Annotated in this window: 13 protein-coding genes; 12 read left to right on the top strand and 1 reads right to left on the bottom strand. The window is 46.2% G+C overall.

The annotated features are described in order from the left end of the window. The first annotated feature begins 172 nt into the window (after positions 1 to 172). Genes ACLI1A_RS08860 through ACLI1A_RS08840 form a run of 5 tightly spaced genes read left to right on the top strand, consistent with a single transcriptional unit; the run spans position 173 to position 5,158 of the window. Complete coding sequence (locus ACLI1A_RS08860; protein ID WP_411408268.1) at positions 173 to 418, top strand: hypothetical protein; 246 nt, start codon at positions 173 to 175, stop codon at positions 416 to 418. Beyond that, positions 403 to 705 (top strand): type II toxin-antitoxin system RelE/ParE family toxin, encoded by a 303-nt coding sequence (locus tag ACLI1A_RS08855; protein WP_411408266.1) that lies wholly within the window; start codon positions 403 to 405, stop codon positions 703 to 705. Before ACLI1A_RS08860 ends, ACLI1A_RS08855 begins: the two co-directional genes overlap by 16 nt. A 6-nt stretch (positions 706 to 711) precedes the next feature. Beyond that, a complete protein-coding gene (locus ACLI1A_RS08850) occupies positions 712 to 1,914 on the top strand; it encodes a glycoside hydrolase (RefSeq protein WP_411408264.1) in 1,203 nt (400 codons plus the stop codon). Positions 1,915 to 1,944: 30 nt separating this feature from the next. Then, positions 1,945 to 4,329, top strand: a complete 2,385-nt coding sequence (gene pbpC / locus ACLI1A_RS08845) for a penicillin-binding protein 1C (protein ID WP_411408262.1) — start codon at positions 1,945 to 1,947, stop codon at positions 4,327 to 4,329. A gap of 19 nt (positions 4,330 to 4,348) precedes the next feature. Next, complete coding sequence (locus ACLI1A_RS08840) at positions 4,349 to 5,158, top strand: hypothetical protein (RefSeq protein ID WP_411408260.1); 810 nt, start codon at positions 4,349 to 4,351, stop codon at positions 5,156 to 5,158. A 224-nt stretch (positions 5,159 to 5,382) separates the two neighbouring features. Here the strand turns inward: ACLI1A_RS08840 and ACLI1A_RS08835 are convergent, their stop codons facing one another. After that, on the bottom strand, positions 5,383 to 6,381 hold the full coding sequence (locus ACLI1A_RS08835) for a GntR family transcriptional regulator (RefSeq protein WP_411408258.1): 999 nt from the start codon (positions 6,379 to 6,381) through the stop codon (positions 5,383 to 5,385). A gap of 105 nt (positions 6,382 to 6,486) precedes the next feature. Here ACLI1A_RS08835 and ACLI1A_RS08830 point away from each other — a divergent pair, with 105 nt between their 5' ends. From ACLI1A_RS08830 to ACLI1A_RS08800, 7 genes are all read left to right on the top strand, one after another. Then, positions 6,487 to 7,542 carry an aldose epimerase family protein gene (locus ACLI1A_RS08830; RefSeq protein ID WP_411408256.1) on the top strand — a complete coding sequence of 352 codons (1,056 nt, stop codon included), beginning with the start codon at positions 6,487 to 6,489 and terminating at the stop codon, positions 7,540 to 7,542. Position 7,543: 1 nt separating this feature from the next. Continuing rightward, the gene (locus ACLI1A_RS08825; RefSeq protein WP_411408254.1) at positions 7,544 to 8,632 is read left to right on the top strand and encodes an arabinogalactan endo-beta-1,4-galactanase; all 1,089 of its coding nucleotides are present in this window, start codon (positions 7,544 to 7,546) and stop codon (positions 8,630 to 8,632) included. Continuing rightward, positions 8,632 to 10,965 carry a glycoside hydrolase family 2 TIM barrel-domain containing protein gene (locus ACLI1A_RS08820; RefSeq protein WP_411408252.1) on the top strand — a complete coding sequence of 778 codons (2,334 nt, stop codon included), beginning with the start codon at positions 8,632 to 8,634 and terminating at the stop codon, positions 10,963 to 10,965. Before ACLI1A_RS08825 ends, ACLI1A_RS08820 begins: the two co-directional genes overlap by 1 nt. Beyond that, positions 10,962 to 12,146, top strand: a complete 1,185-nt coding sequence (gene galK, locus ACLI1A_RS08815; RefSeq protein WP_411408250.1) for a galactokinase — start codon at positions 10,962 to 10,964, stop codon at positions 12,144 to 12,146. The genes ACLI1A_RS08820 and galK overlap by 4 nt, the downstream gene beginning before the upstream one ends. Continuing rightward, positions 12,133 to 13,176, top strand: a complete 1,044-nt coding sequence (locus ACLI1A_RS08810; RefSeq protein WP_411408248.1) for a UDP-glucose--hexose-1-phosphate uridylyltransferase — start codon at positions 12,133 to 12,135, stop codon at positions 13,174 to 13,176. Before galK ends, ACLI1A_RS08810 begins: the two co-directional genes overlap by 14 nt. A 57-nt stretch (positions 13,177 to 13,233) precedes the next feature. Beyond that, positions 13,234 to 14,907, top strand: coding sequence for a sodium/sugar symporter (locus ACLI1A_RS08805; protein ID WP_411408246.1), 1,674 nt, complete (start codon positions 13,234 to 13,236; stop codon positions 14,905 to 14,907). A gap of 386 nt (positions 14,908 to 15,293) precedes the next feature. After that, entirely contained in the window at positions 15,294 to 17,063 is a 1,770-nt protein-coding gene (locus ACLI1A_RS08800) for a 1-deoxy-D-xylulose-5-phosphate synthase (protein WP_411408244.1), read from the top strand. The last annotated feature ends 1 nt before the right edge of the window (position 17,064 follow it).

Here is a 17,064-nt window from a genome sequence, read left to right as displayed (position 1 = left end):
CAGAAACCTATTTAACGAGCTTAAAGCAAAAGGGATAGTACATATTCAGGACAACTATGTTGTCTGGCAAGGACCAAAGGCCAGTGGGTTAAGGTGGTGCGGTAATGCACCACCCCTCCCTTTGGGGGAATAATGTAAAAATGTGCTATATTTGGTATAAAAAGCAGCTATAATGGAAGCTATAAAACTAAGGGAAAAGCTGATACAGGAAATCAGCATGGCCGACGAAAGCCTGCTGAAAGCAGTAGATGATGTGGTGGAGCAATACCACAGCCATCATCCGCCTGTGGTTTCAGAACCCTTGTCTGTTGAGCAATATAACCTTGAACTGAAACGTGCTGAAGACGACATCAGCAACGGGGATTCCTTTAGCCATGAAGAAGTAGCAGAAATTATAAAGCGATGGGGAAAAAGGTAACCTGGTCGCGCTTTGCATTGGAGCACCTTAGTGATATCCATGAATATATTTCGAACACCTCAGGCTCTGTAGCCATTGCAGATAAAGTTGTTTACACTATTTATAGCCATGTTTCCACGCTTTCCATTAACTGCCTGATGTATACTTTAGACATTTACAAGCTTTATAACGACGGCAGCTATCATGCTTTTGAAGTTTATAAGTATCGCATTTCATACAAAATACTAGCCGACGAAATCCATATCCTGGCCGTAAGGCATACGGCCCGTAATCCAAAACAATATTAACCATCAATGAAAAACCTCACCTTTAGTATAACTTTTCTAATTACAATAACCGGTTGCTTTGCCCAGAAAAATACAGACAAGCCCAAACTTGATGCATACAAGGCATTGACAGAGGCTGCAGCACAATACACTTACCTCAGCACAACCGTAGCGCCGGGCCAGTACCCCAAGACATGGCATGATGACAAGCAAAAGGCTGAAAACAGCGATTCGGGGTGGTGGTGCAGCGGGTTTTATCCCGGTACATTGCTGTACCTGGCTGAAGCCGAAGGAGTACCGGCACTGAAACAGGAAGCACTTGCCTTTCTGGAAGACCTGAAAAAAGAACAGTACAATACCACCACGCACGACCTGGGCTTTATGATGTATTGCAGCTTTGGCAATGCAGAAAGGCTCAACCCTAAAAAGGAGTATGAAGACGTGCTGATGCAGAGCGCTAAAAGCCTCATCACGCGTTATAACCCTGTGGCAAAGTGCATAAAATCGTGGGATAGCGCGCCATGGAACCATGCGTCTGCCGATGAAATGCCGGTGATTATTGATAACATGATGAACCTGGAACTGCTGTTCTGGGCCAGTAAGCACAGTGGCGACCCAGTGTACCGCGACATAGCCATTAACCATGCCAATACTACCATGAAAAACCACTTCAGGGCCGATTATAGTTCGTACCACGAGGTGGTGTACAACATCCATACCGGTAAGGTTACTAAACAAATAACCAACCAGGGAGCGGCCGATAACTCGTCTTGGGCACGCGGGCAGGCCTGGGGATTATACGGTTATGTGGTAATGTACCGCGAAACCAAAGATGTTAAGTACCTGGAGCAAGCCAAGCATATAGCACAGTACATACTGCATTATCCTACAATGCCGAAAGACCTTATACCGTACTGGGATTACCAAGCGCCAGGTGTACCTAATGCGCTACGTGACTCTTCGGCGGCAGCCATAACAGCTTCGGCTTTGGTGGAACTGGGTGGTTATGTAGACACAAAACTCACGGATGAATATTGGTCGGCCGCGGAAACCATACTTACAACACTTACGAGTCCGGAGTATTTTGCAAAAAAAGGCACTAACGGTGGTTTTCTGCTGAAACACGGTGTGGGCAACATGCCTAACAAAACTGAAATAGACACCCCACTAAGCTATGGTGACTACTATCTAGTAGAAGCGCTAATGCGATACGAGAAAATCCTTTTGTAAACCGCTACCAAAAACAGGATTTAGCACCCCATGAACATTAAAGAGCACATCCGTAAAAAGACCCGTGCCGTTTGGCATTGGGTTAAAACCAATAAAATTAAGTCCGGCATAGCAGTGGTGCTACTCGCGGGGTATTATTTCTGCCTGCCGCGTACGTTGTTTAGCGAACCGTACAGCACGGTTATAGAAAGCACCGAGGGCAACCTGCTGGGTGCGCGCATAGCAGCCGACGGGCAGTGGCGTTTCCCGGCTCAGGACAGTGTGCCTTATAAATTCAGGCAATGCATAGTGTATTTTGAAGACCAGCATTTTTACAAACATCCGGGTTTTAACCCTGTGGCTATTGCCAAGGCCATGAAACAAAACCATGATGCCGGGCATGTGGTGCGTGGCGGTAGTACGCTAACCCAGCAGGTTATCCGCCTGAGCAGGGAGCACCAAAAGCGCAGTTACTTTGAGAAATTCATTGAAATCATCCTGGCTACACGCCTGGAATTTCGTCATAGTAAAGACGAAATACTAGGGCTGTATGCCGCGCATGCCCCGTATGGAGGGAATGTAGTGGGGCTGCAAATGGCTTCGTGGCGGTATTTTGGCGTACAGCCGCACCAGCTTTCGTGGGCAGAAACGGCTACACTGGCGGTATTGCCCAATGCACCCAGCCTTATTTTCCCGGGGAAAAACCAAAAGCTGCTGCGTGCCAAGCGCGACCGCCTGCTGAAAAAACTATACGATGAAAAAGTAATAGACAAGACTACCTACGAACTTTCGTTGCAGGAAGATTTGCCCCAAAAACCGTTCGACCTGCCGCAAGCGGCTCCGCACCTGCTGCAACGTATAGCCAAAAAACAGGACGGGCAGCGCATACGCACCACCGTGAAATCTGCCTTGCAAAACAGGGTGAACCAAATTGCGGCACGCTACTACCAGGAGTACCGCCAAACTGAGGTGTATAATATTGCCATCTTGGTAGTGGATGTAAAAACGCGCAATGTACTGGCTTACGTGGGCAACGCCCCTACTGATAAAGCCCACCAGAAAGATGTGGATATTATCCCTGCGCCGCGCAGTACGGGCAGTATTTTAAAGCCCTTGCTGTTTGGGTCGATGCTTGATGCCGGTGAGTTACTGCCCAATACCCTCGTGGCTGATGTGCCCACACAGATAGCAGGCTACAGCCCTAAAAACTATGAGTTGACATATGATGGTGCCGTACCCGCACAAAAAGCCCTGTCGCGCTCGCTGAACATACCGGCGGTATTGATGCTGAAGGACTATGGCGTGTACCGTTTTTACGACAAGCTACAGGATTTTAAACTGAGTAATATTAATAAATCGCCAAACCATTACGGGCTGTCGCTAATACTTGGCGGCGCCGAAAGCAACCTGTGGGATTTGTGCCGTACCTATTCGGGGCTTACATCTACGCTGAATTATTTTACTGCCTCGCAGGCGAAATACCGCAGCGATGAGTTTACCGACCTTAACTACGACAGTACTGTACAACGGACATTTGGCTCTGAAACCTGGCAGAAACCCGTAATAGGCGCAGGTGCTATATGGTGTACCTACAATTCCATGAAGGAAGTAAACCGCCCCGAAGGCGACGAAGCCTGGAAATTTTACGACTCGTCATTGGAAATTGCCTGGAAAACAGGCACCAGCTTTGGCAGCCGCGATGCCTGGGTCATTGGCACCAACAGCCGCTATGTAGTGGGTGTTTGGGTGGGCAATGCTACCGGCGAAGGCCGTCCGTCACTTACGGGGGTAGGCAGCGCTGCGCCCATCTTGTTTGATGTGTTTAACCTGTTGCCAAGGCAAAAGTGGTTTGCCCCGCCATATAACGATTTGCAGGAAGCCGAAATTTGTGCCACAAGTGGGCATTTGGCAGGCGAGCATTGCCCGGTATCTAAACAATGGATACCCATAAGTGGCAGCAAAACCAAACCCTGCCCGTACCATAAAACCGTGCAACTGGACCCAACAGGGCAATACCGCGTAAACAGCAGTTGCGAAGCCATAGACAATATGGTAACCCAAACCTGGTTTGTACTGCCACCCGTTATGGAATGGTATTACAAAAACCTGCACATGGATTACCGCCCACTACCACCTTATAAGCCCGGTTGCGAGGGTACGGCAGGCACTTACATGGATTTTATTTACCCTAAGGAAAACGGCAAAGTATACCTCACACGGAATTTTGCCGGTGAGGTACAACCTGTTATCTTTAAGGCGGCGCATACTAACCCGAAAGCGAAGCTGTTTTGGTACCTGGGCAATGAATACCTTGGCGAAACCCAAACCTTTCATGAAATGCAGGTGCGTGCAGGTACAGGGAATTATTATCTTACCATAACCGATGAAAGCGGGAATGAAGCGAAACGGTTTATAAAAATTGAAGCGCCGGAGTAAAATTCTTAATTGTGAAAAAATGAGTATACAAATTGTAAATGAAGCCATTGGACAATATCAAATTTCAACAGGAATTACAAGAAATGACTTAGAAATGCTTGCCGGAAACCCTAAAACTAAAACAATACAATTTTCAAGACCTTTGAATTATAACGAAATTAATCTTTTAGAGGAATTAATTTTCTCCAAAAGAAATGATATCCAATTGCGTATATATGGGCATAATACCGATTTAAGTTACATTCAAAAAATACCTTCATTAAGGAAAATTTCTGTTGATTGTATGATTGATTCTAAAGGTATTGAAACAGTTACTAAACTTGAAAAATTAGAGGGTTTAGGTGTTGGTATCTTTAATTTGGAAAGTTTTGACTTTTTGAACGATATTAATCCAAATCTGAAAGAATTATACCTTTTTCAAACAACTTCTAAAAAACCCAACATTGGCTACATTAATAGATTTAGAGATTTAGAATTTCTTTATTTAGAAGGGCAACAGAAGGGCATTGATTCTGTAAGCAGACTTAGTAAACTTCAGAAAATTGTACTGCGTTCTATTTCAACCCAAAGCATCGATTTCCTTACCAATTTACAAGAGTTATGGTCTGTAGATATTAAACTCGGAGGAATAAAGAATTTTGACGCATTATCAAGCTTGCCCCAGCTTAAATATTTAGAGCTTTGGCAAATCCGTGATTTAGGAGACTTGAGCTTTGTTTCTAATCTAATTACTTTACAGAATTTATTCATCCAGTCTTTAAAACAGGTGCAGAAATTACCCGATTTTACTCAAAATAAATCTTTGCGACGAATATATCTCAAAATCTAAAAGGATTAAAAGATCTTTCAAGTTTAAGAGAAGCACCTTTCTTGAAAGAATTTATTTATGCTTCGGCAGAAAGCTTTAAACCTGAGGATATGCTCCCCATTCTTGAAAATAAATCAGTCGAAAGTATATCATGTGGTTTTGGTAGTTTCAAAAGAAATATTCTTTTCGAAGAACTTGCATCTAAGTACAACAAAACGAAATATAAGTATACTGATTTTATCTATCTATAACGATCCCCTCTGTATCAGGCTGCTGGCGTTTTCTACGCTGTCGCGTTTTTGCAGCACAATCATTTCGGCAAGGATTTTCCCCATGGCGGTAAAGTCGGTAGATATGGTGGTAATGCCATTGCCCACCACCTTTTTCAGCGGTATATCGTTATACGAAATAATACCCACATCCCTGCCTATACGCAGTTGCTGCACACGCGCCTGCTCTATAACGTTTACCAGGTGGCGGTCGTTTGGTATTACATACGCCTCACCGGGTTCTATGCCGTGATTTTCAAAATCAGGAATAACCTCATACGTAAAACCGTTATCGTTACAAAAACGCAAAAAGCCTTCTTTCATGCCGGGGGGCTGCTTAAAATCGGGGAAAATAAGTATCAGCTTACGGTACTTGCGTAGCTTGGTTACCCCTTTGGTAAGGCCGTTGTACATATCAGCTACAAAGTTTTGATGCACAGACGGGTAGTCGGCCAGCTCGGCAGTAGTCTGGTCAAGTATATACACATCGTTCTTGGGGAGTTCTTTAATAATATCTGCGACACCCTGTAGCGTGGTGGGCATAATCACATATTTGCTGTAGTCACCGTTGTTTTCATTAACCAGCTTTTTAAATACATCGATATTAAAATAGTGGAAGAAAATATCAATCTGCGCGCTGCTGCCCATGGTTTCCTTAAAGGAATTGTACAGGTCTTCCTTAAACGAGTTAAACTCATCAAAAAGCAGGAACACCCGTTGCTCCATTGCAAACTCTTCACTCTTTACATAATACCCCTTGCCCAGGCGCGCGTAGATAATGCCGCGCTTTTTCAGGTCTTCGTAAGCGAGCAAAACCGTATCGCGCGACAGCGAAAACTCCAGCGCCACCTTGTTTACACTGGGTAGTTTATCGCCCCGGCGCAGGCGTTTTTCGCTTATTGCGGTTTCTACAGAGAGTACTATCTGCTTGTATTTGGGCAAACTACGAAAACTGTCTATGTGTATGAGTTTCATGGCTACAACGTTTTAAACTGGTGGCTAATATACAAAAACTGGTAGGTACTGGTATGGTTAGGTAAAATTAATTTCTACTTTTGATGCTGAATTAATAATATTAATATGGAAAATTCCCAGATTTCATATTTTACACCAAAATGTGTTACGAATTTATTCGGTATACTTCCAGACGGTAAGGAAGTGTACAGCTATACCCTTGGCAACGGCCGTGGGCTCGAAGCTACTTTTATCAACTACGGCGCTACCATCACTTCACTAAAGGCTGCGGCCGGAGATGAAGTTGTAGACACCGTTCTGGGGTTTGACAACATACAAAACTACATTCAGTCGTTCGGGCTTCCGTCGGGTCCCTACTTTGGCTCGGTAATTGGTCGCTATGCAGGCCGTATCAGCCAGGCGGAAGTTACCCTGAACGGCGGTACTTATAAACTTAATGCCAATAATAATGGCAATACCCTGCACGGCGGCCTTAGCGGCTTTGGCCGTGCCTACTGGCAAATGAAACGCATACAGGGCGGCGAAAGGCCAAGTATAGTATTTACCTACACCAGCCCCGATGGCGAAGAAAACTTTCCGGGGAACCTTACCATAGAGGTAGAATACACCCTTACCCCTGAAAACGAACTACTGGTAAACTACACCGCGGTGACCGATAAAACCACCGTACTGAACCTTACCCAGCACAGCTACTTTAATTTGGGTGGCCACACGCAAACGTTAGAGAGGCAACTGGTACAGGTTACCGCCGACGAAATACTGGAAGTAACCCCTGAAGGAATCCCTACGGGTAATTTTACCAAGGTAGCCGGTACAGCTTTGGATTTCAACCAGGCTGCCGAGTGCCCAAGATCTATAGACAACTCATTTGTACTGCCGCAAAATTATGAAAGGCTTGCTGCCAAGCTGTACAACCCGGAAAATGGTCTTGAAATGACGGTATATACAGACCAACCGAGCGTACACATTTATGTGGGCGGCAACTGCTTCGGGCAACTGAAAGGCAAGGAAGGTGCCGATTACCACCCGTACAGCGGTATATGTTTTGAAGCACAAAACTACCCTGATGCACCAAACCAGCCGCATTTCCCTAAATCTGTACTAAACCCGGGTGAAACTTACACCCAGCGTACAAAATTCCAGTTTAAGCACATACTGTAACATGAAAGCATTTCGCTATATATTATCCCTGTTGGTTTTGTCGGTTGCCCTTGTACAATGCGGCGGCGATGACAACAACAATACACCCGACCCAACGCCTACGGATGATTTTATCCGCGCGGCAGATATGTCGTACCTACCGGAAGCGGAAGCCGACGGGGCAGTATACAAAAAAGATGGTGTAGCACAGGATGCTATCATCACCCTTAAAAACGCAGGTGTAAACTACATACGCATCCGTTTGTGGAAAAACCCGTCTACAGGGCACAGCACCTTTAATGAGGTGAAAGCCTTTGCACAACGCGTGCACAATGCCGGGCTTAAAGTATGGCTTACGGTACATTACTCAGACACCTGGGCCGACCCTTCAGCACAGGCCGTACCGGCAGAGTGGGCAAGCCTTAGCTTTGCCGACCTGAAAACCGCTGCCGTAAACTACACTGGGCAGATACTTACAGACATTCAGCCCGACCTGATTCAGATAGGTAACGAAACCAACGATGGTTTTATGTACCCGTACGGTAACCTTACCAATAACGAAAGCCAATACCTGCAACTGGTTACAGCCATTAGCGCTAAAATACGCCAACAGGCTCCTGATACTAAAATAATGCTGCACCATGCGGGCACCGAAGGCGCAAGCTGGTTTTACGGCAAAGTAGCCAATGTAGATTATGACTATATAGGGCTTTCATACTACCCTATTTGGCACGGCAAAGATCTTGCAGCACTTAAGAGCAGCATAACATCGTTAGGCAACACCTATAATAAAAAAGTGCTTATAGCCGAAACGGCTTATCCGTTTACCCTAAACTGGAACGACTGGACAAACAACGTAGTGGGCCAGAGCGACCAACTTATCCCCGCGTATGCCGCTACTCCTGCAGGCCAGCTGAGTTTTCTTAACGCAGTGCGCAGCCTTGTAGAAACCAGTGGCGTGGGCGCTGGCTTTGCGTATTGGGGTGGCGAATGGACAGCCTGGAAAGGCACTGAGGCAACAAATGGCTCTACCTGGGAAAACCAGGCACTATGGGGCTTTGATAATAACGCGCAACCCGCGCTCGATGCTTTTGCACAAGCAGTAGAATAATGAAAAAGTTAGCATTAATAGTATTACCGTTTTTATTTGCTGCCTGCCATACGCCAGGGTTAAGTGTGAGGAAAACTGACTTTGGCGGCAGCTGGCAATTTACTAAGGACAGCCTTGCGGGAAATTGGCAAAAAATAAGCCTGCCGCATACCCCGCAGGAAGAAAAGCTGGTGGTAATACAGCAGTGGCAAGGTGACTGTTGGTATAAGAAGACATTTGAGGTTCCGGCCTCAGCTAAAGATAACAACGTGTTTTTACGTTTTGAGGGCGTAATGCACGAAGTTGAAATTTGGGTGAATGGTAAAGCAGTAGCCCGGCATGAAGGAGGTTATACCCCGTTTACTGTAAACGTTAGCCAATGGGTTAGGTTTGGGTTAGAAAATTCAATGGCATTAAAAGTAAACAACCAGGATAACCCACACATTCCGCCGGGCAAGCCGCTTGCCGAACTCGATTTTAACTATTATGGAGGCATTTACCGCAACGTGCAGCTTATTACTACAAACAAGCTGTACATTACCGATGCCGTAGCGGCCAATAAAACCGCAGGTGGCGGGGTGTTTGCACATTTTTATCATACCGATAAAAACAATGCCGACGGCACCCTGAAAACCCATATTAAAAACGATTATAACTCGGCTAAAGAGTTTTATATAAAAGCTGTATTTACTGCCCCCGATGGCAAACAACAGGAGTTTGTTTCGGAGAAAAGCATGGTGGCAGCCGGTGCAGATGCCGAGATAAAACAGGACATCAATATAAAGTCGCCCATGCTATGGGGTGTTACAAACCCTAATATGTATACGCTTGACGTAAGCATAGTATCGGGTAATGAAACGGTAGACACATATAGCACCAAAACCGGTATTCGTTCGGCAGAAATAAAAAACGACGGCTTTTACCTTAACGGTGAAAAACTGTATATAAATGGTACTAACCGCCACCAGGAGTATCCGTACCTGGGTTATGCAATTTCAGATGAAGCGCAGTACCGTGATGCCGTGAAGATAAAGAGTGCAGGGTACGATTTTGTACGCCTGTCGCACTACCCGCAGAGTGAGGCGTTCCTGAATGCCTGCGACGAGTTGGGCATACTGGTTATGGATTGTATTTCCGGATGGCAGTATTTTGGTGATGCTACATTCCAAAAGAACTCTATACAGGAAATCCGCGACCTTGCCCGCCGCGACCGTAACCACCCGAGTATTATTTTCTGGGAGGTTTCGCTAAACGAAAGCAACATGGACGAAGCCTATATGGCTGCTGCCAATAAAGCCCTGCGCGAGGAGCTTCCGTTTGAGGATGTGGTAACCGCCGGATGGATGGATAACGATAATTACAACCTGTTTATTCCGGCGCGCCAGCACGGCAAGGCTCCGGATTACTGGACAAAATACGATAAAGGCAACCGTAAGATATTTATAGCCGAATACGGCGACTGGGAATACTACGCCCAGAATGCGGGCTTTAACCAAACAGCCTTTAGCGGACTTAAGGAAGAAGAGCGCACCAGCCGCCAGTTTCGCGAAAGCGGCGAAAAAAGGCAGCTGCAACAGGCATTCAACTTTATGGAAGCCTACAACTCTAACCTGAAAGGCAAGAACACCATAGGCCACGCAAATTGGCTGATGTTTGACTATAACCGCGGCTACAGCCCCGACCTGGAAACATCGGGTATCAGTGATATTTTCCGCCTGCCGAAGTTTGCGTACTATTTCTACCAGAGTCAGCGCGATGCTTCGCAAAAGCTGAACAAAGATGTGGCACAGGGGCCAATGGCGTTTATAGCCTCAAACTGGAACGAAAAATCGAGCCCTAAGGTTACCGTTTACAGTAATTGCGACGAGGTGGCGCTGTACCTTAACGGTAAACTCACTAGCAAACAAAAACCGGCTAAAGATCCGTTTACAGACAGCCTGCCCCACGCACCGTTTGTGTTTAACTTAGGTACATTCACACCGGGAACACTGAAAGCAGTGGGTTATATAAATGGTAAGGAAGTAACCGAAAACACGGTAACCACAGCAGGCAAGGCCGCCAGAATTGTATTGGAAGCCGACCTTTCGGGTAAGCTTGTAAATGCCGATAAGCCGGACATGATATTCGTCTATGCCAAAATTGTGGATGAAAACGGCAATGTACTGCCCGAGGCTACAACCCCGGTAACGTTCAGCCTGGGTAGCGGTAACGCCGTTATTACCGGCGAAAAGACCATAAACGCAGGTGCGGGCATAGCAGCCACACTGTTGCGTACCGAAAATCTTGAAAACACCATAACTGTTAAGGCCACTGCGGCCGGATTACCAATAGCTATATTAGAGATAAAGCGATGAAGAAAAAGTTAGTACAGCAGGTTTCGGCCAGCTTTAAAGAAAAATTTGGCGCAGAGCCCGGCCACATATTCCTTTCTCCGGGGCGCATTAACATTATAGGCGAGCACGTAGACTACAACGACGGTTTTGTGCTTCCGGCAGCCATAAACAAGTACGTTTGCTTTGCCGTATCTGAAAACGGAACAAGCAATGTAAACCTGTATGCCAAAGACCTTGACCAAAGCTACAGCTTTAACCTTAACGATGCCCTGCAACCCGGTGATACCATGTGGGCCAACTTCTTCCTGGGTGTAGCACACCTTATTAAAGAACGCGGCCTTACGCTAAGCGGAGTAGACGTGGTATTTAGCAGTACCATACCTATGGGTGCAGGCCTATCTTCATCGGCTGCGGTAGAGTGTGGTTTTGCATTTGCCCTTAATAACATCTACAGCCTTGGCCTTAGCAAGGAAGAAATAGCGCTTATCGGGCAGAAGTCTGAGCACACATTCGTAGGTGTAAACTGCGGTATCATGGATCAGTTTGCCAGCGTATTTGGCAAAAAGAACAAGGTTATAAAACTGGACTGTAATAACCTGGACCACGAGTACCACAGCGCTGATTTTAAAGAATATTCATTACTACTTCTTGATAGTAAAGTAAAACACACCCTGCTGGAGTCGGGTTATAACGACCGCCGCAACGAGGTAGAACAGGGCCTTGCCAAACTGAAAGCACAGTACCCAGAAATAAACACGTTCCGCGACCTTAGCGAGGCTCAGGTAGAAGCCTGTAAAGACCTGCTGGGTGATGTGGTATACCGCCGTTGCCTGTTTGTAGTACGCGAAATTCAGCGTGTGCTTGATGCAGTATCTGCTTTGGAAAAAGAAGACTTTAAAAAACTGGGCGAACTGATGTTTGCCACACACAACGGACTTAGCAAAAACTACGAGGTAAGCTGTGAGGAGCTTGATTTCCTTGCCGACGCAGTGCGTAACGACGAAAACGTACTGGGCGCCCGTATGATGGGTGGCGGTTTTGGCGGCTGTACCATTAACCTTGTAAAAAAAGATGCGGTAAACGGCATTATAGAGCGCGTAGCCGCAGCGTACAAAGAGAAGTTTAACATAAAGCTAGAAGCCTACAAGATAAAAATATCTAAAGGTACCAGCGTATATAAGAACGAACATGCAGGCATTTGATAATAACGAGCATCCGCACAGAAGGTACAACCCGCTTATAGGCGAATGGGTACTGGTATCGCCGCACAGGGCCAAAAGGCCTTGGCAAGGGCAAAAGGAAAGCGCCGGAGGTGAAGACCGTCCGCACTACGACCCTACCTGCTACCTGTGTGCCGGTAACGAGCGCAGCAATGGCGTATTTAACGATAAGTATACCGATGTATTTGTATTTGATAACGACTTTCCGTCATTATTACAGGAAGAGGTAGAAAAGCCTGCCAGTACTGATCTTTTCCGTATTGAACCGGAAAGGGGCATTAACCGTGTAATCTGCTTTTCACCAAGGCACGACCTTACCCTGCCTGAAATGGAAGTGGAAGCCATAAAAAAAGTGGTAGACGTATGGAAAGCACAGTACATAGACCTGGGCAGCCGCGACTTTATTAACCACGTACAGATCTTTGAGAACAAAGGTGCCGTAATGGGCTGCAGCAACCCGCACCCGCACGGCCAGATATGGAGCCAGAGCTCACTGCCTACAAACGTAGCCAAGACACAGGATAACCTGAAAAAATACTACGATGCTAACGGCCGCAGCCTTCTTGCCGATTACCTGAAAGAAGAGCTGGAGCGTAATGAGCGCATCGTTTTTGAAAACGAACACTTTGTAGTACTGGTGCCTTTCTGGGCTATATGGCCATTTGAAACGCTTATTGTAAGCAAGAGGCATTTTGGTAAAATTACCGACATGACCGAAGAGGAATCATTGGCTTTTGCTGAAGCCATTAAAACGCTTACTGTAAAATACGATAACCTGTTTGAAACCTCTTTCCCGTATTCATCGGGTATACACCAGTCGCCTACAGACGGCGAAGACCACCAGGAGTGGCACTTCCACATGCACTTCTACCCGCCATTGCTGCGTTCGGCTACGGTGAAGAAGTTTATGGTAGGCTACGAGCTGATGGCTGAAGCACAACGCGATATTTCTCCTGAAAAAAGCGCTGCCACGCTAAGGGAACTTTCTACGGTGCACTATAAGCAACAGTAAATTAGTAAATACACCCAATAATTTTTTTGTAACCCAAATCTCAACAAACACACAATTATGCATTCTTCATTAGCCAATGCGGATTATATCGTGTTCCTTGTCTACTTTGTACTTATTGTAGGCTACGGATTATGGATATACAACCGTAAGAAAAAAGAGAGCGCCTCCAGCAGCGATTACTTCTTAGCCGAAGGTTCGCTTACATGGTGGGCCATAGGTACATCGCTTATTGCCAGTAACATTAGCGCAGAGCAGTTTATAGGCATGAGCGGCAGCGGCTTTAAGATGGGCCTTGCCATAGCCACCTACGAGTGGATGGCTGCCATAACCCTTATTGTAGTAGCGGTATTTTTTATACCTGTGTACCTAAAGAACAAGATTTTTACCATGCCGCAGTTCCTTCACCAAAGGTACAACGGTACGGTAGCCATGATTATGGCGGTATTTTGGTTATTGCTTTACGTAGTGGTAAACCTTACCTCTATATTGTACCTTGGTGCACTGGCAGTAAGCAGTATATCAGGTATTGATTTTAATATCTGTATTGCGTTCCTTGCCATATTCAGCATCATGATTACCCTGGGTGGTATGAAGGTTATCGGCTTTACCGATGTTATCCAGGTATTTTTCCTTATCTTAGGAGGACTAATTACCACATACTTAGCCCTTAACCTGGTATCAGACCAGTTTGGTGGCGAAGGCATAATGGATGGCTTTAGCCTGCTAAGCAGTAAGGCCAGCGACCACTTCCAGATGATACTTAGCAAGGAAAGCCCTAACTACAGCGCGCTTCCGGGACTGTCAGTACTTGTTGGTGGTATGATTATTGTGAACCTTAATTACTGGGGATGTAACCAGTACATTACACAGCGTGCACTGGGCGCCGACCTTAAAACAGCACGTGGCGGGCTACTATTCGCTTCATTCCTGAAGCTAATGATGCCGCTTATTGTGGTAATACCGGGTATTGCAGCGTATGTGCTGTACCAAAACGGCAGTTTCCAGAGCGAGATGATGCAGGCCGGTGAACTGAACCCGGACCGCGCGTATCCTGTACTGCTAAACCTGCTGCCTGCAGGCCTTAAAGGGCTTTCGTTTGCAGCGCTTACGGCAGCTATTGTAGCCTCGCTTGCGGGTAAGGCAAACAGTATAGCAACCATTTTTACGCTGGATATTTACAAGAAGCGTATCAATGAAAATGCCGACGAAAAGAAACTGGTAAATGTGGGCAAAATCACCGTGGTTGCGGCTATGGTTATCGCTATCATCATATCACCGTTCCTGGGCATTGACAAAAAAGGCGGTTTCGAATTTATACAGGAGTACACAGGCTTCTTTAGTCCGGGTATCTTCGCCATGTTTATACTGGGCTTCTTCTGGAAGAAAACCACGAGTAATGCGGCCCTGTTTGCTACAGTGGGCGGATTTATCTTCTCGTGTTTCCTAAAGGCACTACCGGGGCTTATGGATCTTTCGTTCCTGTACCCTATCGGGTGGGCAGTACCAAATGCAGAAGGCTTATACGAAATACCGTTCCTGGACAGGATGGCACTGGTATTTGCCCTGTGCGTTATAGGTATGTTCTTTATCAGTGTTAAAGAAAACCAGAAAGGCGTAAAAACTAACGGCCTTGAAATAGACACCACAATGTTTAAGGTAACTCCGGCGTTTACCGTAGGTGCGCTAATTGTTACCGGCATTACAGCAGCACTCTATACCATATTTTGGTAGATTGTTTAATAAATGTTTTTTTACACACACAGAAGCGCGGCCTGCAAGCCGCGCTTCTACTTTTTTAGAGGGTTATAGTCAGCAATTACAAAAGTTTTACCACTAAGTACACTAAGTTTTTTCACAAGGTTCACAAGGCTTTGTGGATAAAGGCTTGTTCCAAGCTACTAAGGTCACGAAGCTTTACGTGCCAATCCTTGTGTCCCTCAATCCCGATGATCGGGATTGAAACCTTTATGCAATAATTGTAAGCCTTGCCCCGTGTACTTCGCGAAAATACTTAGTGTGCCTTGTGGTAAAATTATACAGTACCCCGCCAAAATGCACTTATATGGACTCCTTTTAAAGGCTGATTATTTCGTGCAAAATATTCATAAATTTGCACTATGGAAAACACGCTGCTCAGCACTGTAAACTCGCCTGCCGATTTGAGGAAACTCAGCCCGCAGCAATTGCCGCAACTGGCTGCCGAACTGCGTAATTTTATTATTGACGTGGTATCAGTTAAGGGTGGGCACCTGGGCGCCAGCCTGGGTGTGGTAGAGCTTACCATAGCGCTGCATTATGTGTTTAGCACACCTGATGATTTACTCGTATGGGATGTAGGCCACCAGGCCTACGGACATAAGATACTTACCGGCCGACGCGATGTATTTGCTACCAACCGTGAATTTGGCGGTATTAGCGGTTTCCCGAAACGCAGCGAAAGTGAGTACGACACCTTTGGCACCGGCCACAGCAGCACCTCTATATCGGCGGCACTGGGTATGGCTATCGCCTCAAAGCTACAGGGCGATACTGCCAAAAACCACATAGCCGTTATAGGCGATGCCAGCATAGCATCGGGTATGGCCTTTGAGGGGCTGAACCATGCAGGCGTAACGGATGCCAACCTGCTGGTGGTGCTAAACGACAACGCCATAGGCATAGACCCAAGCGTGGGTGCACTAAAGCACTACCTTACCGAAGTAAAGGAAGGACGCAACCCAAGACAGAACAATATGATAAGTTCGCTGAACTTTGACTATACTGGCCCCATAGACGGCCACGACTTTACCGCACTGATACGCGAACTGGAGCGCCTGAAGCAAACTCCCGGCCCTAAGTTTCTGCACATAATTACTACCAAAGGCAAAGGGCTGAAACAGGCCGAAGAAGACCAGGTGAAATACCATGCACCGGGCAAATTTGACAAGCTTACAGGTGAGGTTTTGGCTATAGCCGAAAGCCATCTTCCACCAAAATACCAAGATGTTTTTGGGCTTACGCTTACTGAGTTGGCTACGCAAAACGATAAAATTGTAGGTATTACCCCTGCCATGCCGTCGGGTAGTTCCATGAAGTTTATGATGGACGCCTTCCCCGAAAGGGCTATAGACGTGGGCATTGCAGAACAGCACGCCGTAACCCTTGCCGCCGGTATGGCCACACAGGGTATGGTGGTGTATTGTAATATTTACTCAACATTTTTACAGCGCGCTTACGACCAGGTAATTCACGATGTGGCATTGCAAAACCTGCCGGTTATCTTTTGCCTGGACAGAGCCGGGCTTGTGGGTGAAGACGGTGCTACCCACCACGGAGTATTCGACATTGCGTACCTGAACTGCGTACCAAACATGATACTGTTTGCCCCGTTGAACGAAACTGAATTGCGAAACATACTCTATACAGCCCAGCTTGGCCTGCCCCACCCTATAGCCATACGCTACCCGCGCGGGCGTGGTGAAGGCACCGACTGGCAACGCCCTTTTGAACCTATAGCTATAGGCAAGGCAAAACAACTGAAACACGGCAGCAGGATAGCCGTACTGAGCACCGGTACAATTGGCAATAATGTTACCAAGGCGTTACAGGATTTGGCAAATGAAGCAGCATTTTCGCACTGGCATTTCGGGTTTATAAAACCGCTGGACGAGGAGGCGCTTCATAACATATTTAAAACACACGAAACGGTAATAACCATAGAAGACGGAAACGTTGTAGGAGGATTTGGCACAAACATTAACACTTTTGCCGTAAGCCATAATTACACATTGAAAATTAATAATTTAGGTATCCCTGATAGCTTTATTGAGCATGGAACCGTAGCACAACTACAACATTCATGTAAAATAGACGTTAATTCTTTAAGGGATTTCTTTTCCGGCTTATAGT

The sequence above is a fragment of the Flavobacterium sp. RHBU_3 genome (assembly GCF_046613565.1).
Classification (GTDB): domain Bacteria; phylum Bacteroidota; class Bacteroidia; order Flavobacteriales; family Flavobacteriaceae; genus Flavobacterium.
Note: the sequence above shows the minus strand (reverse complement) of the source record. Positions and strands in the feature narration are given on the sequence as shown.